The 22739-nt window shown below is 71.7% G+C and carries 17 protein-coding genes; 7 read left to right on the top strand and 10 right to left on the bottom strand.

All coding sequences use genetic code 11. From position 1 onward, the window contains the following. Positions 1 to 21: 21 nt before the first annotated feature. From OG714_RS40095 to OG714_RS40075, 5 genes are all read right to left on the bottom strand, one after another. A complete protein-coding gene (locus OG714_RS40095) occupies positions 22 to 2262 on the bottom strand; it encodes a molybdopterin oxidoreductase family protein (protein WP_406128495.1) in 2241 nt (746 codons plus the stop codon). A gap of 122 nt (positions 2263 to 2384) precedes the next feature. Continuing rightward, entirely contained in the window at positions 2385 to 7814 is a 5430-nt protein-coding gene (locus tag OG714_RS40090) for a caspase family protein (protein ID WP_406128494.1), read from the bottom strand. Then, positions 7795 to 8655 carry a hypothetical protein gene (locus OG714_RS40085; RefSeq protein ID WP_406128492.1) on the bottom strand — a complete coding sequence of 287 codons (861 nt, stop codon included), beginning with the start codon at positions 8653 to 8655 and terminating at the stop codon, positions 7795 to 7797. Before OG714_RS40085 ends, OG714_RS40090 begins: the two co-directional genes overlap by 20 nt. Positions 8656 to 8720: 65 nt before the next feature. Then, positions 8721 to 9338, bottom strand: a complete 618-nt coding sequence (locus OG714_RS40080; RefSeq protein ID WP_406128490.1) for a TetR family transcriptional regulator — start codon at positions 9336 to 9338, stop codon at positions 8721 to 8723. Between the two features lie 64 nt (positions 9339 to 9402). Next, positions 9403 to 9966, bottom strand: a complete 564-nt coding sequence (locus OG714_RS40075; protein WP_406128489.1) for a hypothetical protein — start codon at positions 9964 to 9966, stop codon at positions 9403 to 9405. A 160-nt stretch (positions 9967 to 10126) separates the two neighbouring features. Here OG714_RS40075 and hmgA point away from each other — a divergent pair, with 160 nt between their 5' ends. From hmgA to OG714_RS40060, 3 genes are all read left to right on the top strand, one after another. Next, positions 10127 to 11443, top strand: a complete 1317-nt coding sequence (hmgA, locus tag OG714_RS40070) for a homogentisate 1,2-dioxygenase (RefSeq protein WP_406128487.1) — start codon at positions 10127 to 10129, stop codon at positions 11441 to 11443. Positions 11444 to 11570: 127 nt separating this feature from the next. Further along, positions 11571 to 12323, top strand: a complete 753-nt coding sequence (locus tag OG714_RS40065; RefSeq protein ID WP_406128485.1) for a GntR family transcriptional regulator — start codon at positions 11571 to 11573, stop codon at positions 12321 to 12323. A 12-nt stretch (positions 12324 to 12335) separates the two neighbouring features. Beyond that, positions 12336 to 13502, top strand: a complete 1167-nt coding sequence (locus OG714_RS40060) for a type ISP restriction/modification enzyme (RefSeq protein WP_406128483.1) — start codon at positions 12336 to 12338, stop codon at positions 13500 to 13502. 65 nt (positions 13503 to 13567) lie between these two features. Here the strand turns inward: OG714_RS40060 and OG714_RS40055 are convergent, their stop codons facing one another. Then, complete coding sequence (locus OG714_RS40055) at positions 13568 to 14290, bottom strand: TetR/AcrR family transcriptional regulator (protein WP_406128481.1); 723 nt, start codon at positions 14288 to 14290, stop codon at positions 13568 to 13570. 63 nt (positions 14291 to 14353) lie between these two features. Between OG714_RS40055 and OG714_RS40050 the strand changes: the two genes are divergently transcribed. Both OG714_RS40050 and OG714_RS40045 read left to right on the top strand, forming a co-directional pair. Further along, on the top strand, positions 14354 to 15298 hold the full coding sequence (locus OG714_RS40050) for an ATP-binding cassette domain-containing protein (protein ID WP_406128479.1): 945 nt from the start codon (positions 14354 to 14356) through the stop codon (positions 15296 to 15298). Continuing rightward, positions 15295 to 16077, top strand: a complete 783-nt coding sequence (locus tag OG714_RS40045) for an ABC transporter permease (protein WP_406128478.1) — start codon at positions 15295 to 15297, stop codon at positions 16075 to 16077. The genes OG714_RS40050 and OG714_RS40045 overlap by 4 nt, the downstream gene beginning before the upstream one ends. 4 nt (positions 16078 to 16081) lie before the next feature. On the opposite strand, the gene OG714_RS40040 is transcribed toward OG714_RS40045, so the two are convergent. After that, complete coding sequence (locus tag OG714_RS40040; RefSeq protein ID WP_406128476.1) at positions 16082 to 17728, bottom strand: amidohydrolase; 1647 nt, start codon at positions 17726 to 17728, stop codon at positions 16082 to 16084. A gap of 83 nt (positions 17729 to 17811) precedes the next feature. Between OG714_RS40040 and OG714_RS40035 the strand changes: the two genes are divergently transcribed. Next, entirely contained in the window at positions 17812 to 19020 is a 1209-nt protein-coding gene (locus OG714_RS40035) for a CaiB/BaiF CoA transferase family protein (protein ID WP_406128475.1), read from the top strand. Between the two features lie 42 nt (positions 19021 to 19062). On the opposite strand, the gene OG714_RS40030 is transcribed toward OG714_RS40035, so the two are convergent. The 3 genes from OG714_RS40030 to OG714_RS40020 form a co-directional block, all read right to left on the bottom strand. Next, positions 19063 to 19329 carry a hypothetical protein gene (locus OG714_RS40030; protein WP_033286328.1) on the bottom strand — a complete coding sequence of 89 codons (267 nt, stop codon included), beginning with the start codon at positions 19327 to 19329 and terminating at the stop codon, positions 19063 to 19065. 126 nt (positions 19330 to 19455) lie between these two features. Further along, on the bottom strand, positions 19456 to 20295 hold the full coding sequence (locus OG714_RS40025) for an anti-sigma factor domain-containing protein (protein WP_406128473.1): 840 nt from the start codon (positions 20293 to 20295) through the stop codon (positions 19456 to 19458). Then, positions 20292 to 20834 carry a sigma-70 family RNA polymerase sigma factor gene (locus tag OG714_RS40020; RefSeq protein WP_406132117.1) on the bottom strand — a complete coding sequence of 181 codons (543 nt, stop codon included), beginning with the start codon at positions 20832 to 20834 and terminating at the stop codon, positions 20292 to 20294. The genes OG714_RS40025 and OG714_RS40020 overlap by 4 nt, the downstream gene beginning before the upstream one ends. 229 nt (positions 20835 to 21063) lie before the next feature. Between OG714_RS40020 and OG714_RS40015 the strand changes: the two genes are divergently transcribed. Beyond that, entirely contained in the window at positions 21064 to 22605 is a 1542-nt protein-coding gene (locus tag OG714_RS40015) for a DUF4331 domain-containing protein (RefSeq protein ID WP_406128472.1), read from the top strand. Positions 22606 to 22739: the final 134 nt, after the last annotated feature.

Here is a 22739-nt window from a genome sequence, read left to right as displayed (position 1 = left end):
CAATAAGCGCAGAAGTCCAGGTCACAGCGGTGTGGTGAGTGCGGCGACCTCCACGGGCACTCCGTTGAGCACCGCGTTGCCCGACAGCGGGTCGAGCTGACTGCCGTCGAGCAGCTGGTTCACGTTGACGCCCGGATCGGTGGCGGCGTGGCTGAGCCGGGTGCCGGGACGGTCGTGTCCCCAGCCGTGCGGAAGGCTCACGACGCCGCGCCGCAGTCCGTCCGTGATCTCGGCGGGGGCGGTCACCTCTCCCCCGGCGCCCTTCACCCGGACCGGCGCTCCGTCGACCACGCCGAGGCGCTCGGCGTCGTCGGGGTGGATGTGCAGGGTGCAGCGGTTGGTGCCGCCGGTGAGGGCGGGCACGTTGTGCATCCAGCTGTTGTTGGAGCGCAGATGGCGGCGGCCGACGAGGACGAGCCCGTCGGCTCGGTCGCTCATCGCCTGCCGGAGCCGGGGCAGGTCGTCGACGATCGGCTGCGGCAGCAGTTCGATCTTTCCGCTGCGGGTCTTGAGCGGCTGCGGCAGGCGGGAGGCGAGCGGGCCCAGGTCGATGCCGTGCGGGTGTGCGAGGAGTTTCTCCAACGACAGCCCGTCGGGTCGTACGCCGAAGCCGTCGCCGTACGGGCCCAGGCGCAGCATCATGTCCAGCCGTCGCTCGGGGCCGGTGTCACCGGTGAGTTGGGCGGCGACCTCGTGCGGATCGCGGCCGTGGACGGGCGAGTTGGGGTCCGTGACGGCCTTGCCGAGGGCCTGGTCGATGACCATCGCGTCGACGGCGGCCGGGTCGGTGCCGTGCATGCCGCTCGCGGCGAGGATCAGCCGGGCCAGGATCTCGGTCTCGGCCATCCGGCCGGGCTCCAGCGGGATCGCGGGGCGGGTGTAGCGGACCTGGTTGCGGACGGCGAGGGTGTTGAACGCGAAGTCGTGGTGCGGGCTTTGGGACGGCGGGGGCGGCGGCAGGACCACGTCTGCGTGGCGCGCGGTCTCGTTGAGGTACGGGTCGACGCTCACCATGAAGTCCAGTGAGTCGAGGGCCTTGTCGAGGCGGGCGCCGTCCGGTGCGGAGAGCACGGGGTTGGCGGCGACGGCGATCAGCGCGCGGATCGGTTCGCCCTCGGCGGTCGCGGTGTCGATCTCCTCGGCGAGCGCGGAGAGCGGCAACTCGCCCTTCGCCTCCGGGTGTTGGCTCACCCGCGAGCGCCAGCGCCCGAGCGCGAACCCGCGGCCGGGTCCGGCGGGCCGGGGTGTCCGGTCGGTGGCGGCCTGCGGGAAGAGGGCACCGCCGGGCCGGTCGAGGTTGCCGGTGAGGATGTTGAGGACATCGACGAGCCAGCTGGCCAGGGTGCCGTGCGGGACGGTACAGCTGCCGATACGGCCGTACACGGCGGCAGTTGGGGCCGCGGCGAGCTCGCGGGCGAGGGTACGGATCTCGTCGGCGTCCACGTCACAGGCGCCCGCGACAGCCTCGGGGGTGAAGTCCCGTACGGCCGAGCGGAGTTCCTCGACGCCCTCCACGTGCGGGGCCAACTCCCCCAGGTCCACGAGGTGTTCGTCGAAGAGGACGTACGTCATCGCGGCGAGGAGCAGGGCGTCGCCGCCGGGGCGGACCGCGATGTGGCGGTCGGCGAGTTTGGCGGTGCGGGTGCGGCGCGGGTCGATCACGGTGAGGGTGCCGCCGCGGGCCTTGAGCGCCTTGAGCTTGCCGGGGAAGTCGGGGGCGGTGCACAGACTCCCGTTGGACTCAAGGGGGTTGGCGCCGATGAGGAGCAGATGGTCGGTGTGGTCGAGGTCCGGTACCGGGATCGCGTTGGCGTCGCCGTAGAGCAGGCCGCAGGAGACGTGTTTGGGCATCTGGTCGACCGTGGACGCGGTGAAGACGCTGCGGGTGCCGAGGGTGCCGAGCAGGACGGTCGGGTAGAGGGCGCCGGCCATCGTGTGCACGTTGGGGTTGCCGAGGACGACACCGACGGCGTGCGGGCCGTACCGCTCGACGACCGGGCGCAGGCCTGCCGCGACCGCGTCGAACGCCTCCTCCCAGGTGGCCTCGCGCAGCTCGCCGTCCCGGCGCACGAGGGGGCCGCGCAGCCGGTCGGGGTCACTGTCGACAGCGCCGAAGGAGGCGCCCTTGGGACAGATGAACCCCCGGCTGAACACGTCGTCGCGATCACCTCGGGCGCCGGTCACCCGGGTGCCCTCGATGGTCAGCGTCAGCCCGCAGGTGGCTTCGCACAGGGGGCAGATACGCGGGGCGGTGCGGGACACGGGGCCTCCCAAGGGCTTCGTTGCCTCTGACGGCGAGCATACCGAGCGGTATGGAGGGTGGCGAGGGGGAGACGGGGGTCGCGTCGGAAACCTGCGCGGGATCACCGGGTGGAGAGCCCGAGTCAGTCGAAGAGGATCAGGCCGTTGCGGGTGCCGACGATCAGTTCGCCTCGGGGGCCGGCCGTGAGGGCGGTGCAGGGCGAGGGCAGTTCGAGCGCGCGGTGGACCTCGCCGGTGCGCGCGCCCACGACGGCGAGATCGGTGTCGCCGGCCACGGCGTAGGTGTCCCCTCCGGAGAGCAGGGCGGCGCGGTCGGCGATTACCTGCCACCCGTGCTGGTGGACGGCCTCCGGTTCGCGGGCGGGGCGGCGGTGCGGGAGGCGGCGGCGCCCCGGCGAGCGGTGCCGGGCGGGGTGCCCCTCCGTCGTGAAGAGGGGGCGGAGGGTCTCCCAGCGGATGATTCTGGTGCGGTACCCCCCGACGAGCAGCAGTTCGTCGTCGTCCAGCGTGGGCAGGGCGAAGACGTCCACGAGGTAGTCGTCACGCAGCCACAGCGACGCCCAGTGTCCGGTCGTGGTGTCGAGCACGCGGACCACGTCGTCCCGGAACGGCACGAAGACCAGCACCCGGCCGGCGCAGCGGACCGCGCGGACCTCCTGGAACTCCGTGCTGTCGTCGCCGGGGGCGGAGCACGGCAGGTCGAGGAACGACCCCTCGGCCACATCGTGGACGGAGAGCCGCCCGCGCCGGTAGCCGCCGGTGGCGTCGGGATGCTGCTCGTCCCACACGGCGAGTGACAGCAGGGACTGCGCCCCTGCCTCGTCGGGCAGTACGGCGAGGCGCACGGCCTCGTGGTGGTGCGGGGCGGGCGTGACCAGCGGCAGGCCCGTCGAGCGGACCGGGTCGCCCGTGCCGAAGTCCCAGTACTGCAGGAGGCCGTTCGTGCCGCGCGCGAACAGCCGGGGCCGTACGTCCCGGCCGGGAGAACGCCAGGCCACGGCGGCCAGTTGGGCCGCGTCGCCCTGGCCGACCGGGTTCAGCCGGCGCAGCGGTGTGCCCCGCGCGCCGTCCCAGGCCCGGAGGGAGCCGTCACTGCCGGCGGCCGCCACGGCGAGTCCGTCGTCGAGGAGTACGGCCGCGACGGCGGTCACGGGCCGCACCCGGTCGACCGCCTCCGTGACCTTCCGGCCGTCCGGTGTGTCCCGCACCAGCCAGACGTCACCGCTGTCGTCCCCGCACAGGAGTCCCGCGCCGGTCGCGTGCAGCGAGCCGCCGGGCTGTGGCATCCGGCGCTCCCACCCATCGCCGTAGGAGACGAGGCGGGTGTCGGTGCCGTAGCCGACGAGGCCGGTCGCGGTGTACGCCAGCGCGCTCACGGGGCCCCGGTGCGCGCGGCGGGCCGGTGTCAGGGGGCGGCAGGTCGGCAGCGACCACTCGCGTACCGAGCCGTCGGTGCCGCCGACGGCCAGGCGCCCGGAACCGTCGGGGGCCAGGGCGAGGGCGCCGGTCCACACCGGGGTGGCGGGGAGCGGGCCGTAGACGAACATGCGGGCCGCGCCCACGTCCCAGCAGGCGACGCGGCCGGAGTCGGTGCCGACGACGAGGACGTCCCGCCCTCGGACGCGTCCCGTGGTCAGCGCGGTGACGATGTCGGGGACGGTGAACTCCTGTTCCGCGACCGGCAGCCCGTCCCGCAGTACGAGGACGGTGACGCGTCCGCCGTGTTCACCGGTGACCACGTAGTCGCGGCCGTCGGCGGTGCGGCCGGTCGTGGCGCAGGCGATCAGCGGCACCTGCCAGGGGCCCGGGTCGGGTGCCGGGCGGCGCCACAGTTCGTGCGGGCGGGCCAGGTCCCAGCAGCGGATCTCGTGGTCCTCGCCGACGCTGACGACGGCGGGGCGGCCCGAGGGACCGCGGATCTCCCCCAGCGCGAGGACGCGCCGCTGGTGTGCGGTGACGTGCACGGAGTCGGCCGCGTCGGGGGTGGGCCAGAACCGGATGTTCCCGTCCGAGCCGCCCACGCAGACCGTGCCGCCCACCGCGCGGACCGTCGAGGCGGCATGGTGGAAGACCTGGCCGCCGACCCGGTCGCCGGTCACCAGGTCGTACACCTGGAGTCCGTGCGCGGAACCCTGGACGGACACACAGGCCGTCGGCCCCAGGGAGAAGACCTCCAGCCGGACGGAGCTGCCCCGCTCGACGCGCAGCGGCAGGCCGACCGGACGGCCGCTGTCGAGGTCCACGCGATGCAGTTGTCCGTCGACGGTCGCCACGGCGACGATCCACTGCCGTCCGACCCGGCGCACCGCGAGGGAGACGACGGCGGAGTCCGCCGCCAGGAGGGTCCGTACGGGCACGCCCCGGGTCAGGGAGGACAGCCGGACGGAGCGGTCCGTGCCGGCGGTGACGACGAACCTGCCCTGCGGATGGTCGGTCACCAGGTCGACATGGGTCACGGAGCCGTCGTGACCGGTGGTCACCTCGTCCTCGAACTCACCGGTGAGGGGGGCGAATTGGGTGACGCGCCCGTCCTCGTGGCCCAGCAGGAGCCGCCACTCGCCCAGCCCGGAGGGGGCCGCGCACGAGGTGACACGGGTTCCGGTGTCGTCCGGGGTCAGGATCAGTTCGAGGTCGGACGCGAGCAGGTCGGCGCGCTCCGCCCACTTCTCGGCCTCACCGCGCCACAGGGGCCGGCGCTGGCGGCGGGTGAGCGGCGGGTAGAGCCGGGTGGAGCCGAGCCGGTAGACGAGGAGCCGGCCGCGCGGGAGGCGCAGTACGGCGGCGAGCGGCTCGCCGTCCGCTCCGCCGAGCAGGACGAGCTGTACGGCCGATTCGGGGGCGCGCCACATGTTGGGCGGGTCGACGGCGGGGCTGGGCTGGAGCACCCAGGTCTGGCGCCGCATGCCCGACCAGAGGTGGAGCAGGCGCGCCTGATGCTCCGTCTTCACGAGCCGGTACCCGAGCCCGACATGCCCATCGGCCCACAACGCGGCCGCCATTCCGGACAGTTGGGGCACGGCGGTCAGAGAGTCGCGGTACCACCACACCGTCTGCTGGTTCGCCCGCCGGGTTCCGCCGTCGTGCAGGTCCTGCCAGCGCGACCCGAACCGGGACGTGAGATCGAGGTACCAGGCGCCCCGGACGTCGGGGACGACGAGCCCGTCCGCGAGCCCGATCGTCATGCCCTCGTAGCGCCGCGCTCCCTCGTGCGGATTCCACGCCGCCCACCGCGCCCGCCAGGGCAGTTCCCCCTCCCCCATATCGCAGGAGTCGGCCAGCGTGGCCGCCTTGCGGCACACCGCCGCGAGCCGCAGCCGGGCCCGCGCCTCGGGGTCCGCGCCGCTCCCCTCCCGCTTCCGCAGCACCTCCTCCAGGTCCCGCACCGCCTGCCCGGCCCGCCGTCCCTCCGCGGTGCGCAGCCCCGGCAGGCCGGCCAGCAACTGGCCCGGTTCCGCGCCGAGTACGAACTCCGCGTCCTGCACCAGCGGGTCCAGCACCGCGCCTTCGGCCGCGTGCAGCGCCAAGTACCTGCGGACGTAGGGGTGTTCGACGTCCCGCAGTACCTCGGTCACGGTCCGCTGGACGGTCTCGGTGTCGCTGCCCTCCCGCAGGTACTCGACGAGCGCCCGGTGGTAGACGCGGTACACCGAGCCGCCGCTCTCGATGCCCTCGACGACGTACGAGCCGGCCGCCTTGCGCAGCCACACGATGTCGTCGTCGCGGTAGTCCCGGCCCGTCAGCGCGGAGGCGAGCCGGGGCCACACGCCCGCCCAGGGCAGGCCCGCGCCCTGGGCGTAGGCGAGCGGGAGGAGGAGGTCGCGGGCCCGGCCGGCCAGCGGGCCGAGCTGCTGGGTCAGGTCCCGCTCCATCGCCTCGCCGGGCAGCCGCGGGAGTTCCTCGCGCCATCTCTGGTCGTACGGGTCCGGTGGGCGGGGCTCGCGGGCGATGGTGCGGGCGGTGATGCGGGCCACCAGGAAGGAGCGGCCCGCGGCTTCCCCGACGGCCTCGGCGATCTCGTCCACCCGGTGCGGCGGGGCGGTGACCAGGACCGAGCCGGGGGTGCAGAGCAGCTTGCGGGTGTAGGCGCGGATGGCGTCCGGGTCGCCGTAGCGCTCGGAGTCGAGGTCGATGCGGGGTGCGGCGGCGGGCAGCCGGGCGGCGATGTGCGGGCGGGAGCCGATCAGCAGGCGCAGCGGGAGCCGGCGCTCCGGGTCGGTGAGCGGTGCGAGGAGTTCCTCGACGCTCTCGTGCGGTGCGAGGGCCTCGTCGAGGGAGTCGACGAGCACCACCAGGGGTCTCGTCCTGGTCTGGAGGTGGGCCGTGAGCGCGCCGAGGGACTCCGCCGCGCAGCCCGAAGCCGCGGCGAGGGCGTCGAGGAGCTGCCGGGTGGAGAGGTGGCTCGCGTTGATGCGCTCGTCGACGTCGCCGGGGCGTGGCAGGACGGACGGGAGTCCGGCGCGCGGGACGGCGGCGCCGCGTTCCCTGTCGGTGAGGACGGCGACCATGCCGAGCAGTGAGGACTTGCCGGAGCCGGGGTCGCCGGTGACCACGCACAGTCGTTCGTCGGTGCGGCGCGGGTCGAGCCAGGTGGTGAGGTCTCCGAGTGCCACGTGCCGGCCGGTGAAGTCCCAGACGGCCTCGGCGGGTACGTCGGTGCCGCGGGCGCGCGGCAGGAAGAAGCCGCGCATGTCCTGCTCACGGGCGTCGCGTTCGCGGGCCCCGAGGGCGACGATCCGGTCGATCTCCTCCAGTCCCAGGCCGGCGGAGTCGGGCAGGTGGCGGTGGTTGGGCAGGAAGGCGGGGATGTCTCCGGTGGCGTGGGTGATCGACCACGAGGGGCGCTGGGCGGGCGGCACGCGGGGGTCGCTCTGGATGGCGGACATGACCTCGGCGAGGCTGATGTGCGCGGGTGCGTGTCCCACGGTGGCCCGGCCGCGCACGGCACGGTCGAAGGCCGCCGACAGCGCGCCCGTGTACGACTCCTCCTTGCGGCGGGAGGAGGAGACGACGACCAGGCCGGTGGAGCCGTGGTCGGTGACCTGGTCCCGGAACCGGCGGGCCTCCAGGGCCGCGCGCAGCGCCCGGTCGGCGCCCTCCTCGGCGTAGCAGGCGTCGATCAGGACGAGCAGCCGCTCGATGGCGGTGCCGTCCCAGAGCCGGGCGACGAGGTCCTCGGTGGGCAGCGCGGTGCCGTACAGGTCCCGGGCGTCGCTGTCGTGCAGCAGCAGGTAGTGGCGTCCGCTGCCCTGGTCGGTGACTCCGTGCGCGGCGAGATAGAGGACGACGTAGTCGTCGGGGTGGCGGGCCGGGTCGGTGGCGAACGCGCGCAGGGAGTCCCTCAGCTCCGCCCCCGTCGGGTTGAGGCCGCATTCGACGCCTCTGTGGTAGCCGAGTTCGCCCAGGAAGAGGTCGTCCATCCGCCGTACGTCGTCGGCGAGTTCGGCCCGTTCCGCCTCGGGGTGGGCGCGTACGTCGGTGACGGCGGCGGTGATCAGGAACCGGCGGGCGGCACGCTTCCCGGGGGCCGTCGGCTCAGCCGGCTTCGCACGCATCCGCCACCGCCCGGCCCGCCTCCGCCGTGTTGAGGTAGCGCGTGGCGTCGTGGGCCCGTGCTCCGTTGTGCACCACCTGACACCGGACCCGTTCGCCGAAGAGCGGTCGCAGGTCCTTGACCAGCGCTACGACATCGCCCTCGTCGGCGAGGTTCGTCCACTGCTCGACAGCGCCCGGCCAGGCTCCTGACGTACCGTCAACTCCCTTGTGCAGCCGGTCGAAGACGAGGTTGCGGATGCCCAGCGGGGACCCGAGGGTGAGCAGGGAGCGCACCGGCCACTCGGGGTGCGCGCACAGCGCTTCGTAGGCCACGACGCTGCCCAGGGAGTGGCCCACGACGATCCGCGTCCGGTCGGTCACCGCGTCGGCGACCCGCTGCTGGACGGCGGCGCGCAGTGCCTGGTCGCACAGATAGGCGCGGACCTGCCGCAGGTCGAGGACGAGGCCGCGCAGGGCGATGCCCGCGAAGAAGCGTGAGCGGCTGAGGGAGTTGAGGGCCCGCTGGACCGCGTGTGGGGTTCGGGCCAGGGTGCGGGCGTCGGGCGGGAGCACCGTCTCGTCCGTGCGGGCCGCCTCCCGCCACCAGGCCAGCAGCAGCTCCGTCTCGAAGCCGTCCGCCACGTCGGAGGCGTCCAGGGGCGGGTCATCGAAGGAGAGGGTACGGCCGGGCGGACGGAACAGGTCGCCGTAGAAGACGCATTGGACGTCGGAGGCGTCCGGCGTGAACCTTGCTTCGGCGCGGATCAGTCCGTCGCACAGTGCCGGATGCCAGGAGCCGTGCAACTCCCGCTCTCCGGTGTGCTGTTGTCCGATCCCGTGAATGCAGACCACCCGAGCCACAGCGTCCCCCCATGCCCGACCCAAGGAGAGATCACCTTAGCAACGGGAGTGCGCGTGGGCCCCGTTCAGTCCAACACCCGTGCCAGATACGCCCGCAGCATCTCCCGTGTCTCCCCGATGACCTTCTCGTCGCCCTCCGGAGCGACCCGGAACGCCAGGTGGACGAGGGCGTCGGCGGTCTCCACGGCGATCAGGAAGGTGCGGCGGAGGTCCTCGTCGGGCTCGCGGACGAGGTAGCCGGAGAGGAGGTCGGTGAGGCGGTCGGCGACGCGGCGGTTGGGTTCCGCGTGGCCCGAGCCGATGGGGATCTGGTTGCCGAAGTCGACGAGGGAGAAGCCGGGTGCCGTGCGCTTCATCGCGAGGTACTCGTCCAGGACGGCGTCCATCGCCGCCCGCCAGCCCTCCGCGCCGGTCTCCTTGAGGCGCTCGGTGACGCGCTCCGTGTAGCGCTCCAGGTTGCGCTGGGCGAGGGCGTCGGCCATCGCACGCTTGTTCCCGAAGAAGCGGTAGACCGAGCCGATGGGCACGCCGGCGCGCAGGGCCACCGCCCGGGTGCTCAGCGCGTCGTAGCCGACCTCGTCGAGGAGGTCGGCGCAGGCGTCGAGAATCCTGGTCAGCCGTTCGGCGCTGCGCCGCTGCACGGGCGCACGCCGGAGCGATGTCGTGTGGGGCACGGGCTTCATGATGCCTTTCCGCCGCGGTCAGGTGAAGCTCGTACCTGAGTACGGAATTGGGTGTCCGTAGCACTCATTTCGCCCCCTGCGTCGACGTGGAGCCGGGGACCTTGCTGCCGTCGGGGGTCGCCTGGGCCGCCGACGCCGTGATGTCCGCCGTGCTCTGCACCGGTTTGCCGTGCACGGCCCACACCGTGCCGTCGTCGGCGTAGAGGCGTGCGGTGACGTGGTGGGTGCCGTGCGGGACGAGGGCGCCCGCGAGGTGGTACTCGGGGACGCGGAGCCGCGCGACGGTGCGGCCGTCCACGAGGAGGCGGACGGTTCCCCGGCCCGCGACCGCGACCGGCTTCGCGCCGGCGGGCGAGAAGCGGAAGTCGTGGACGGTCAGCGTGACGTCCCAGCTGTCGTCGGCGGCGTCGGGCTCCACCTCGATGCCGACCCCCGGCGCGCCCTTCTTGTCCACTTCGCGGTAGTGCCGGCCCTGCTCGTCGGTCTCGTCGAGCACCTTGCCCACCGGTGACGGCGACACCCGGTCACCCTTGCGCCCATGGGCATCGGCGGAGCCGCAGCCCGCCGATCCGGCCAGCAGCAGGGCACAGACCGCGAGCGCGGTGAGGAGTGCGCGCGACCACGACATGCGGGGGAGAGTAGAACACCGGTCCGACAGCCGGATCCCCCTGGAGGCTGGTTCTTCGTCTCCGCGAGTCGGATATCCGGCCGCTCACCCCCGTCCCCTTGCGCCCGGGAAACCGCAATCCTACGGTGTTACATAGGAATCAGATGGCTAGGGAGCAGGCATGAGCGGGGACGCACGCAAGGCCGCCGAGGGACTGACCCACCTCACCGGTTTCGGCAACGAACACAGCTCGGAGGCGGTGCCGGGCGCCCTGCCCGAGGGTCGCAACGCCCCGCAGCGCGCCCCCCTCGGCCTCTACGCCGAGCAGCTCAGCGGTACGGCGTTCACCGAGCCGAGGGCGCACAACCGGCGCTCGTGGCTGTACCGCATCCGCCCCTCGGCCGCCCACCCGGCTTTCACCCGCGCCGACAACGGCTCCCTCCGTACGGCGCCCTTCACGGAGGCGGTGCCCGACCCGAACCGCCTGCGCTGGAACCCGCTCCCCGACCCCGCCCCCGGCGCCGACTTCCTGGCCGGCCTGTGGACCCTGGGCGGCAACGGCGACGCGACCCAGCGCACCGGCATGGCCGTGCACCTCTACCACGCCGACTCCTCCATGGACCGTGTCTTCAGCGACGCGGACGGCGAGCTGCTGATCGTCCCGGAGCGCGGCGGACTGCTGCTGCGCACGGAGTTCGGGCTCCTCCATGTGGAGCCGGGACACGTGGGGTTGATCCCTCGTGGGGTGCGCTTCCGTGTGGAGCTGCTGGATGCTTCAGCCCGCGGATATGTGTGCGAGAACTATGGGGCGCCCTTCCAACTCCCCGACCTCGGCCCGATCGGCGCCAACGGCCTCGCCAACGCCCGGGACTTCCGCGCGCCCGTCGCCGCGTACGAGGACGTCGAGGGCCCGGTCGAGGTGGTGAACAAGTTCTGCGGCAACCTCTGGACGGCGACCTACGACCACTCACCCCTCGACGTCGTCGCCTGGCACGGCAACCATGTGCCGTACGCCTATGACCTGCGCCGGTTCAATGTGCTCGGCTCCATCTCCTACGACCATCCCGACCCGTCGATCTTCACCGTGCTGACGTCTCCGTCGGACACCCCGGGTCTGGCCGGAGTGGACTTCGTGGTCTTCGCGCCGCGCTGGCTGGTGGGCGAGGACACGTTCCGGCCGCCGTACTTCCACCGGAACGTGATGAGCGAGTACATGGGCCTCATCGAGGGCGCCTACGACGCGAAGGCCGAGGGTTTCGTACCGGGCGGCGGCTCGCTGCACAACATGATGTCGGCACACGGCCCGGACCGCGAGACCTTCGACCGCGCGAGCGCCGCGGAGCTGCGACCCCAGAAGATCGACGACGGCCTGGCGTTCATGTTCGAAACCCGCTGGCCGGTGACGGCGACCGCCCAGGCGGCACACGCCGATCACCTGCAACACGGGTACGACGGCGTGTGGCAGGGCCTACAACGGCATTTCCGCGCCGCACACTGACCCCTTTCACCGCCGACCGACGTCCCGCGCACGGACCCTCCGCCACCGACCGACGCCCGCGCACAGCCTCTTCCCACCGGTTTTACGGCCCTTGCACTGATCGCTCCCTAACGGTACGGATGGCCCCGTGACCTCCTTCGCCCCGGACTCGATCGTCCTGAACCGCAAGCTGCCGCTCTGGTACCAGGTGTCGCAGTCGCTGCGTGCCTCGATACTCGGCCGCTCGCCCCGGGACCCGCTGCGGCTGCCCACGGAGGAGCAACTCGCGGGGCACTACGGCGTCAGCGTGCTCACCATGCGGCAGGCGCTCAAGGAGTTGGAGGACGAGGGCCTGATCACCCGGCACCGCCGCCGGGGCACGTTCATCGAGCCGGACGTCCGACGGGCCACGCCCGTACGGCTGTTGGGCTCGGTGGACGCGATCGTCGCGCAGCAGTCCGGCATGACGACCGAACTCCTCGACCACGGACCGGTGACCGTGCCGCCCGAACTGACCGAACACTTCCCAGACTTGACCGTGGTCGCGTCGTACCACCGGCTCCGCAGCGACGAGAAGACCGGCGAGCCGACCAACCACGCCCGCAACCACATCCGCCCCGAGCTGGCCGCCCGCCTCGACCTGGACGACCTGGTCCGCTGGCCGATGACCAAGGTGCTGCGGGACGTCGTCGGCGCGGACATCAGCCGCATCACGGACACCGTGGAGGCCCGCCTGGCCGACCCGGAGACCGCGCGCCTCCTCCAAGTACCGCTGCTCAGCCCGATCCTGCACTACACGGGCATCACCTACGACACCCAGGGCAGGGTGCTGGACGTGGCCGTCATCCACTACCGGGGCGACCGTTTCTCCTTCTCGGTCACCCTGGACGCCGCGAACTGAGGTCGTCGTACGATGCCCAGCGTGACGCACGACGACGCTCCGCTGCTCGCGGACCTCATGCCGTGGTCCGTCGCACCGATCCGGCTCGGCCGGGGGTGGCCGACGGCACCCGACGCGGCAACCCTGAAAGCCCGCTGGGACGCCCTGGTGAAGGCCGAAGTCCCGGACCGGGAGACCCTGTTCGAGCCGACGCGCTCACGCACCCTGCACTCGGCGGTCTCCCAACTCCCCGGCCAGCCCAGCGGCACGGAGAAACTGATCCGCGCCACGGGCCCCTGCCCGGAACCGATCCGCGTCCTGCACGCCCCCTTCGACGAGCAGTGGCTGATCCCCGACCACCGTCTGATCGACGTGGCCCGCCCGGAGTTGTGGCGGGTGGCGGACGAGCGCCAGATCTTCGTGGTGGAGACCCCGGCGGTGGCGGGCTCCCCCGGCCCGCTCCTGCTCGCCTCCTCGATCCTCCCCCTGCTCCGCCCCGGCCGCGTCCGCCCGCTCTACCGCCGCCCCGCAGCCGAGGAACCGAACCTGGCGCCGGGCCTGTTGGACCACCTCGCCACCCACCTCGGCCACTCCCCCACTCCGGCGGACGTCCTCGCCTGGACGGTGACGACGGCCCGCCCCGGCCCGGCGGTACCCCTGACCACGGACCCCGAACTCTGGTCACGCGGAGTCGAGTTGGGCCACCGCCTCCTCTGGCTGATGCGCCGAAACGGCGACCGCCCCAAACTCCCCGGCGGCCGACGCCCCTACGTCCGCGCCCCGTTGCCGTCCCTCCCCCTCACCCTCCACTACGACCGCGACGAGGAGACCCTCCACCTCGACGAGGGCCGCATCTCCCCGGTACCGCCCGAGTCCTGGGACTTCGAGGTGAGCGGGGTACGGGTACTGGAGCAGTGGTTCAACTCCCGCACGGCGGAGGCCGATCCGGGCACGCTGACGGCGATCCGCCCGGGGACCTGGCAACAGACGTGGACGTCGGAGTTGCTGGAGCTGATCACCGTACTGGCACTACTGGCGGAACTACGGCCCCAGCAGGAGGAGTTGGAGGTGACGGACCCCATCACGACGGCGGAACTGCGCAAGGCGGGCGTCCTACCGGTGCCGGATTCAGCACGCCGCCCCGCATCAGTCTTGGACCATCATGAGGAGGGCCCGGAAGGCCAGTTCGCTTTGATCTGAGGGCACCTGCAACCCCCAGGGGCGCGAGGAACTGCGCGACCAGCCACAACGCACCCGCACCCCGCCTACGACCCATCCCCCCGCGGCGCAAAAGCATCCAAAACCTTCCCGAGCGCCATATCAAACACCGCGTCCAGATCAATGGGCCCCGGATCCTCCATGAACGCCGCAGCCATCCGCGGATACGCCCCACCCGCGATCTGACTCCCCAAGTACGCGATCCGCACCGCGTTCTCCTGCTCCTCCGACCACGGCAACGACCGCGACCGCTCAGCAGTCGCCAACTCATTGGTCACGTACATCGTCACAACCCCGTTGAGCAGCCCGACCAGCTGCATCTTCGTGCCGTACGGCGCCTCGACCGGATCGAGACAGGCGAGGCAGTGCTCCAGATACCGCAGGGCATTCGGGCTGAAGCCGTACACCGGTGACATCAGCCGCGGCAGCCAGGGATGCCGGTGCATCAGCGTCCGCGTCTGATGGGCGACCCGGATCATGTCCGCCCGCCAGTCCCCCGACGGCTCCCACGCCTCGTGCTCGCCGCTGACCGCGTCAACCATCAGCTCGTACAGGTCCTCCTTGCGGGGGACGTAGTTGTACAGCGACATCGTGCCGCAGCCCAACTCGGCCGCGACATGCCGCATGGAGACCGCGTCCAGCCCCCCACCGTCGGCGATCCGCACCGCCGCCGCCGCGATGTCCGCGCGACGGTACGCCGGCTTCGGCCCCCGCCCCGCACGCTCGGGGCGCGCCCAGATCACTTCGGGTACGGCCGCTCGGTCCGCCATTGATCATCACCTCGACCACCATCCTAGTTACGTACACCGTACGTAGTGCGCTATGGTCGACCCATGACTACTACGTACGCTGTACTTAGTGAAGGTCTGGAGAAGCGCTTCGGCGCTGTGCACGCCGTGCGCGGGCTGGACCTGGCGGTGGCGCGGGGCACGGTCTGCGGAGTCCTCGGGCCCAACGGCGCGGGCAAGACCACGGCCGTCCGACTGCTCACGACGCTGCTGCGGCCCGACGCGGGCTCCGCGCGGATCGCCGGGCACGATCTCGTCCGGGAGGCTTCGGCCGTACGGCGCAGGATCGGCGTCACCGGGCAGTACGCGTCGGTCGACGGAGACCTCACCGGCCGGCAGAACCTGTGCCTGTTCGCACGGCTGCACCGGGTGCGAGGGCCGGCGGACCGAGCCGGAGAGCTGCTGGACCGCTTCGGTCTGACCGAGTCCGCGGACCGGCCCGTGTCCACCTACTCGGGCGGGATGCGCCGCCGCCTCGATCTGGCGGCGAGTCTCATACGACGTCCCGACGTGCTGTTCCTGGACGAACCGACGACGGGCCTCGACCCGGCCAGCCGGAACCGGATCTGGGACGCCGTACGGGACCTGAAGAGGGAGGGTACGACCGTGCTGCTGACCACGCAGTACCTGGAGGAGGCCGACCAACTCGCCGACGACATCGCCCTGGTGGACAAGGGCCGGGTCGCGCACAGCGGTTCACCGGCCCAGCTGAAGGCGCTCATCGGCACGTACGCCGAGGTCGTCGTCGCGCACCCGGACGCCCTCGCGAAGGCGGCCGGTGTCCTCGACCGACTCACCGGCGCCGAGCCCTCGTTCGACCACGAGCGCAACGCCGTCGGTACGGTCACCGGCGATCCGACGCTCACCCTCCCCCGGCTCGTCCGCGAACTCGACGCGGCGGGCGTGCCGTTGCTCGACGCGAGCATGCGCCCGCCGACCCTGGACGACGTGTTCCTCCGCCTGACGGACAGCAAGGAGCCCGTGGCATGAGCGCATTGGCGTACGACGGCACCGCGATGCTCGGCCGGCAGCTGCGCCGGGTGCGGAACAACCCGGCGCTGGTGATCCTGACGCAGACGATGCCGATCACGATGCTGCTGTTCTTCGGGTACGTCTTCGGCAGCGCGCTCGCGATGCCGGGCGACGCGTACCGCTCCTACCTCGTCCCCGGATTGCTGGTCGCGACCGCCGCGAACGGCATCATGACGGGCATGTTCCAGGCGGCCCAGGACTCGCACCGGGGCGTGACGGACCGCTTCCGCACCCTGCCGATGAGCAGGGCGGCCGTACCCCTCGGACAGGCGACCGCGGATCTGGTCGTCACGGCGGCCGGCACCGTCCCGTTCCTGCTTGTCGGCCTCGCGGTGGGCTGGCGGATCGAGGGGTCACCGCTCCAGGCCGCCGCTGCCGTGGGCCTGTTGCTGCTGTTCCGGTTCGCCTGTGCCTGGGTCGGCATCCTGCTCGGGCTGGCCTCGCGCAGCGAGGAGGCGGCCGGTCAGCTCGGCAGCGCGACCTTCATGCTGCCGCTGCTGTCCAACGCGTACATCCCGACCGACCGGCTGCCGGGCTGGCTGCGCACCCTGGCCGAGTGGAACCCGATCAGCGCGGTGACCACGGCCCTGCGGTACCTGTTCGGCAACTCCCCCGTGCCCGAGGGCGCCGCCTGGCCGGTGGCCCATCCGATCGCCGGCTCGCTGGCCTGGTGCGCCGCGCTGATCGCCGTGTTCGCCCCGCTCGCCGTGCACCGGTACGCGCACGGCGACCGGTGAACCGCTAGTACTGAGGCGGCAGTTCGGGCCCCAGGGACGAGAACTGCTCCCGGGACACCACCCGTCGGGGCGGCCAGGTGATGGTGTCCGGTGGCCAGGTCTGGCCGGTCCTCTCCAGGAACCACTCCGGGGGTTCGTACAGGGGCGGTTCGTAGCCGTCGGGCAGGGCGGTCCGCCATTCGACGCCCTCCGTGCGCTCCTTGAACTCGTCCTTGATCGCCTTGAGTCGTTCCGGCTGGGTGAGCAGGTCGATCGCCGTCGCCGCGAGATACCGGGCGGCGGCGATGACGGTCGCCCGGCCGGGTGCCGCCGCCGCGCAGGATGTGAGGGCCCAGGTGTGCAGCTTGCTGCCGATGGGGGCGAGGGCGGCGCCCATGGAGACGGTCGGCACGTTCCAGCTGATGTCGGCGACGTCCGTCGAGCCACCACCCAGGAACACGGGGCTGGGCGGGGCGAGTTCGGCGATCTCGGCGTGCAGGCCCTGCTGCGGCAGCCCGAGCGACTCCTGGAGGTCCCGCGCCAACTGCTGTGCCTCCTCGGTGAATTCGGGCGGGCCGAGCTGTCGCATGTTGTCGTACATCAGCTCCGCGAAGGCCCTGGAGGGGAGTTGGTTCCAGCAGGCGGCGGTGACGCGGTGCCGTACCGAGGTCCGCGAGGCCTTCGCCGCCGCCTCGGAGACGGCGATCACCTTGTCGAGGAGGACCTGGACGCGGGCGGGGCTGCCCTCGCGGACGTAGTAGCTGATCTCCGCGATCTCGGGTGTGACGTTCGGGATGTCGCCCCCGTTGTTGATCACCCAGTGGAGACGACCGCTCGGCGCCACGCTCTCCTCGCGCAGGAACTCCGAGAGGGTCGCCATCATCACGGCCGCGTCCAACGCGCTCTTGTTGCCGAGGGGATGGCCGCCGTGCCCGGCCACGCCCAGGAAGGTGAAGGTCACCGCCGTCATCGCGGTGCTGCTGCCCCAGCCGGTGGCGTTGGAGGTCGAGGGGTGCCAGTCGAGGAAGGCGTCGAGGCCGTCGTAGACACCCCGGCTGACCGCGTAGGTCTTGCCGATCAGGTTCTCCTCGGCGGTCGAGCCGAAGAACCGTACGGTGACCGGGAGTTGGTGCCGTTGCGCGGCCTGTGCCACGGCTGCCGCGGCCGCTGCCGCCGCCGTACCGAGGGCACAGTGACCGCAGCCGTGACCGGGGCCGTAGCCCGGCGCGAAGGGGTCGTGGACGTACTCGCGCGGGTCGTGGTGGCCGACGCCGCTGTGCTGCGATAGGCCGGGCAGCGCGTCGTACTCGCCGCTGAAGCCGAGGACGGGGCCGCCGGTGCCCTGCGAGTAGGTCGCGGTGAAGGCGGTGGGGAAGCCGGCCGTGCCGAACTCGACCTGGAATCCGGCCTGTTCGAGGAAGGCCGCCTCGGCGAGGGACGACTCCCATTCGCGGAGGCTGAGTTCGGCGTACTCCCAGATCTCGGAGTTGAGGCCGGTGATGCGGTCCGTGTGCTCCCCGATCCACTCCAGCGCGGCCGTCTTGGCCGGGCTGTCCCGGGCCAGGCCCGCGGGCGGGACATAGGTGGGCGCGGTGACGTGGGCGGAGGCCGCCATCACCGGGTCGGTGGCGGACGTCGTCTCGTGTTCGTGCTGGTCGTGGGGGTCACACATGTGCGCCTCCGGGAGCGGCGAGGATCGGTGCATCGGCCATACGAATCATGCTCCCCACATGACAGAGGTGTCAGGCGCGGGACATGATCCCCGGCATGGAGCCCTTGCCGCTGCCCCTGGAGGGCATCACCGTCGTAGCCGTCGAACAGGCCGTCGCCGCCCCCTTCGCCACCCGCCAGCTCGCCGATCTCGGCGCCCGGGTGATCAAGGTCGAGCGGATCGACGGGGGTGACTTCGCCCGCGGGTACGACACGGCGGCGGGCGGTCTGGCCTCGCACTTCGTGTGGTGCAACCGGGGGAAGGAGTCGATCGCCCTCGATCTGAAGGACCCGCGCGGACTGGACGTCGTACGGCGGCTGATCGCCGACGCGGACGTGTTCGTGCAGAACCTCGCGCACGGGGCCGCCGCCCGGCTCGGGCTCGACGCGGCCACCCTGTGCGCGGCGCATCCGCGGCTGGTCGCCGTGGACATCTCCGGATACGGCCCGAGCGGCCCGTACGCCGACAAGCGGGCCTACGACATGCTCGTGCAGTGCGAGGCGGGGCTGGTGTCGGTGACCGGGACGCCGGAGCAGCCCGTGAAGGCCGGGATTCCGGCGGCCGACATCGCGGCGGCCATGTACGCCTTCTCGGGTGTGCTCGCGGCGCTCGTGCGCCGGGGTGCGACCGGGCGCGGTGGGCCCGTCGAGGTGGCGATGCTGGACGCGCTCGCGGAGTGGATGGGGCATCCGCTGCACCACGCGATGCACGGGGGAACTCCCCCGGCGCGCACGGGACTTGCGCACGCCGTCATCGCACCGTACGACGCCTACCCCACGGCGGACGGCGGGCGGGTGCTGCTGTCGGTGCAGAACGACCGGGAGTGGCGGCGGCTCGCCGAACAGGTGTTGGGGAGGCCGGAGTTGGGGGTGGATCCCGACTTCGCCACCAACGCGGCGCGGGTCGTGAACCGGGAGCGCACCGACGCCCTCGTCGGTCAGGCGCTGGGTGGGCTCGGTGCCGACGAGGCGGTGGGGCTGCTGGAGCGCGCCGGTGTGGCCTGCGCGCGACTGCGGGACGTACAACAGCTGGCGGAGCACCCGCAGTTGGCGGCCCGGGAGCGGTGGCGGGTGGTTGGGTCGCCGGTCGGGCCACTGCGGGCGCTGCTGCCGCCCATCACCTTGCCGGGCGGGGGCGAGGCGCGGATGGGCGACGTACCCGCGCTCGGGGAGCACACCGTGGCGCTGCTGCGTGCCGTGGGGATGGCGGACACTGAGATCGCAGCACTGCGCCGGGACGGTGTGGCGGCCTGAGCGCGGGCCCCCGGGAACTCCCCGGGGGCGCCGAGGAGTTGCTCAGCGCCCGCCGAACAGCGAACGGCGCAGCCTGCGCAGTGGCGCGAACAGCTTGACGCGGCTCACTCGGGTACCTGTGGCACTGCGTTCCTGCGTGGTGTCACGCGAGGTGAGCTCACGCATCAGCGAGGTCGCCTCTGCCGTCTCGCGCTGCGGGACGACAGGGCCGCCCAGCACCGAGAGATGGCGGTCGAGGCGCGAACTCGTCGCGCTGCTCCCGCACGTGATCGCAGGGACCCTTGCCCTGCTGCGCACTATCTGTTCCATGTCACTCCCCACCCGTACGAGTCCACCCGGCCCGGGCAGGGTAACCCTATCGCCCCAACCGGGCACTCGTGTATCGAGGTCTCAGGATTCACCTTCCCCGTAAGGGTGTTGACGACCCCTCCTTGATTACTCTCCGAATCCAACCGATTTCAGGGCGAGTTGGACAACTGGCTGAGTTGTGGGCTGCGCTGAGCCCCCGTCGGGCTCGACGGTCACTGCGAGTGATGTTGCAGTTTTGTCGAGTCCGGTGGCCACCAAGGGCGTGTCGTCCTTGAAGAGCCCGAGGGAGCGCGGTTGCACATCGGGGCGCATCAGCCACAGTTGATGCACGCGCCCGCTCGGCAGCGCGCCGTATCCGCTCAGGGTGACGACCGCGCGCCCCTCCGACGCCGAGGCGATCACGCCGATGCTCCGGCCCTCGGTGTCCGCGCCGGCGGTCGCGCGGGCGTCGGGAGCTGCGAGAACGTGGGCGATGTCACGTGACTGCGCCTGCGCGGCGTCCAGCTTGTCCTGTGTCTTGTTCGCCTGCACGGCGAACAGCGAGGCCACGACGAGCGCGGCGGCGGCCGTCACGGTGGCGAACGGCACGAAGAACGGCCGCCGTTGGGGTGCGCGGGCGCGCGACGCCTGCGGCTGTGTGCCCCACACATGTGCCGGCAGCCGGGGCGTGTACTCCCGCGCCTGTGGTTCCCGCACATGTTCCCGCAGCGGTCCGGGTTCCTGCGGCGTCTGCCGTACGGCGGCCAGCACCCGGTCGCGCATGGCGAGCGGCGGCTGGGCCACCGTGGACCAGGCGAGGCGGACCGCGTCCTCGGTCATGGCCCGCACCTCCTCGGCGCAGCGGTCGCAGCCCGCCAGGTGCTTCTCGAAGGTGCGGCGCTCGCCGGGTTCGAGGGCGTCGAGGGCGTAGGGGGCGGCGAGCGAGTGGAGATCCCCCCGGCCGAACAGTCGGGCGAGGATGCTCATGCGACACCTCCCAGGCAGTCGCGCAGCCGGGTGAGTCCGTCACGCATGCGGGTCTTGACCGTGCCCAGCGGCAGCGAGAGCCGCTCGGCCACTTCACGGTACGTATAGCCGTCGTAATAGGCGAGGGTGACGGACTGCCGTTGCAGGGCGGTGAGGCGGTCCAGGCAGCGGCGCACCAACTGCCGCTCCAGCCCGGCCTCGACCTCCTCGGTCACCTGGTCGAAGGCGGGGTGGTGGGAGCGCCGGGCCTCCCGCTGCTCCCGGTCCACGGCCGCGCGGGCGCTGCGCACCCGGTCGACGGCCCGGCGGTGGGCGAGGGTGAGGACCCAGGACAGGGCGCTGCCCCGGCCAGGGTCGAAGCGGGCGGCGGACCGCCACATCTCCAACAGCACTTCCTGGGACACCTCCTCGGACTGCGCCGGGTCGCGCACCACACGGCGCACCAGTCCGAACACCGGCCCGGACACCAGTCCGTACAGCTCCTCGAAGGCCCGCTGATCACCTGCCGCCACCTGCACCAGGAGCTCGTCGGCCTCCACCCGTCCCCCACTCTTCGACCGCACGCGGCCCATCCCCTCATCACATCCCGTCACACGAGGCGTTCGTAGCGAACACCTCTACGGATGGGTTACGGATCAGAGTGCCCAAAACGCGGGTCAAGGGACGGATTGGAAGGCGCCAAAAAAACTTTTCAGGTTTGACCAATCCGCCCCGGCACCTGCTCCGAATCCCCGAGCGTCAGGCAAGTTGGCACTGAGGACGGACGGCATGACACCTATCTCCAGGAGCGGTGCGGGACGCAGGAAGCTCGCGGCCCTCGTATGCGGCGCGCTGGCCACCGGGGGGCTCGCAGCCGCCGGTACGGCCGCGCTGGAACCGGGAGTGGCCTCGGCCTCCTCCCACCGTGAGGCCCCCCTCATCTCGGGGACCCCGCAGTACGACAACACGGACCTGTACGCGTTCGTCAGTCCGGACAAGCCGGACACCACGACGATCGTGGCGAACTGGATACCGTTCGAGGAGCCCGCCGGCGGCCCGAACTTCTACCAGTTCGCGGACGACGCCCAGTACGACCTGCACATCGACAACAACGGTGACGCGCTGGACGACTTCATCTTCCGCTACACGTTCAACACGCAGATCAAGAACAAGAAGACGTTCCTCTACAACACGGGTCCGGTCACCAGCCTCACCGACCCCGACCTCAACATCACGCAGTCGTACGACGTCGAGCTGATCAAGCTGAAGAACGGCAAGGCGGTCCACGAGACGAAGATCGCCGACGACATCCCGGCGGCGCCGTCGGACGTCGGCGACGCGTCGATGCCGGACTACGCCAAGCTGCGCTCGCAGGCGATCTACAAGACGTCGAACGGCGGCGCGACCTTCGCGGGCCAGGCCGACGACCCGTTCTTCGCGGACCTGCGCGTCTTCGACCTGCTGTACGGCGGCAACCTGAGCGAGGTCGGCAACGACACCCTCAAGGGCTACAACGTCAACACGATCGCCCTCCAGGTGCCGAACGACCTGATCCGGCAGTCCAAGTCCCGTCCGACCGTGGGTATTTACTCCACGACCCAGCGCAAGAACGCGAAGGGCTACTACACGCAGGTCTCGCGCCTGGGCAACCCGTTGGTCAACGAGGTCGTCAACCCGCAGAAGGACAAGGACAAGTTCAACGCGTCCGAGCCCAAGGACGACGCGCAGTTCCTGAAGAACGTGACCGAGCCCGAGATCCCGAAGCTCATCGAGTCGATCTACAAGATCAAGGCACCGGCCGAGCCGCGCAACGACCTCGTCAGCGTGTTCCTCACCGGCGTCAAGGGCCTCAACACCGAGCAGCCGTACGCGAAGCCGTCGGAGATGCTGCGCCTGAACACGTCGATCAAGCCGGCCGCGCACCCCAAGCGCCTCGGTGTCCTGGACGGCGACAACGCGGGCTTCCCGAACGGGCGTCGGCTCACCGACGACGTGATCGACTCCGCGCTCCAGGTCATGGAGGGTGAACTCGTCGGTTCCAAGAACGACTTGGGCGACGCGGTCGACAAGAACGACAAGGGCTTCGAGAAGTACTTCCCGTACGTCGCCGAGCCGACCACCGGTTCACGCGGTCCGCTCGCCAAGGGCACGACCAGCGGCAGCGACGTCAAGAACCAGCTGGGCGACGCCTTGCAGCCGGCGGGTTCGTCCTCCGGCACGGACAACATGATGCTGATCGTCGCGTCGGCGGCCTCCGGTGTGGCCGGTGTCCTGCTGATCGGCGCGGGTGTCGCGTGGTGGCGCCGCCGGATGAGCTACCGCCCGTACTAAACCCCCCTCGAACTGGCGCGGCCCGCACAGCTACCTTCCCCCACGGTGCGGGCCGCGCCACCCCACGTCTCACCTTCCTTGAGCAGTACGGCACTTGACCCACGTATCCACATGTATCCGCCGATCCACGGAAC

Origin of the sequence: Streptomyces sp. NBC_00989, assembly GCF_045162655.1 — a bacterium.
Lineage (GTDB): Bacteria > Actinomycetota > Actinomycetes > Streptomycetales > Streptomycetaceae > Streptomyces.
This window is presented reverse-complemented; position numbering and strand designations above follow the sequence as displayed.

Coding starts and splice junctions, on each gene's coding strand:
- OG714_RS40090 (WP_406128494.1), bottom strand. CDS start 7,814: ATGCGTGCGAAGCCGGCTGAGCCGACGGCCCCCGGGAAGCGTGCCGCC.
- OG714_RS40080 (WP_406128490.1), bottom strand. CDS start 9,338: ATGAAGCCCGTGCCCCACACGACATCGCTCCGGCGTGCGCCCGTGCAG.
- OG714_RS40075 (WP_406128489.1), bottom strand. CDS start 9,966: ATGTCGTGGTCGCGCGCACTCCTCACCGCGCTCGCGGTCTGTGCCCTG.
- hmgA (WP_406128487.1), top strand. CDS start 10,127: ATGAGCGGGGACGCACGCAAGGCCGCCGAGGGACTGACCCACCTCACC.
- OG714_RS40060 (WP_406128483.1), top strand. CDS start 12,336: ATGCCCAGCGTGACGCACGACGACGCTCCGCTGCTCGCGGACCTCATG.
- OG714_RS40055 (WP_406128481.1), bottom strand. CDS start 14,290: ATGGCGGACCGAGCGGCCGTACCCGAAGTGATCTGGGCGCGCCCCGAG.
- OG714_RS40050 (WP_406128479.1), top strand. CDS start 14,354: ATGACTACTACGTACGCTGTACTTAGTGAAGGTCTGGAGAAGCGCTTC.
- OG714_RS40045 (WP_406128478.1), top strand. CDS start 15,295: ATGAGCGCATTGGCGTACGACGGCACCGCGATGCTCGGCCGGCAGCTG.
- OG714_RS40040 (WP_406128476.1), bottom strand. CDS start 17,728: ATGTGTGACCCCCACGACCAGCACGAACACGAGACGACGTCCGCCACC.
- OG714_RS40035 (WP_406128475.1), top strand. CDS start 17,812: ATGATCCCCGGCATGGAGCCCTTGCCGCTGCCCCTGGAGGGCATCACC.
- OG714_RS40030 (WP_033286328.1), bottom strand. CDS start 19,329: ATGGAACAGATAGTGCGCAGCAGGGCAAGGGTCCCTGCGATCACGTGC.
- OG714_RS40025 (WP_406128473.1), bottom strand. CDS start 20,295: ATGAGCATCCTCGCCCGACTGTTCGGCCGGGGGGATCTCCACTCGCTC.
- OG714_RS40015 (WP_406128472.1), top strand. CDS start 21,064: ATGACACCTATCTCCAGGAGCGGTGCGGGACGCAGGAAGCTCGCGGCC.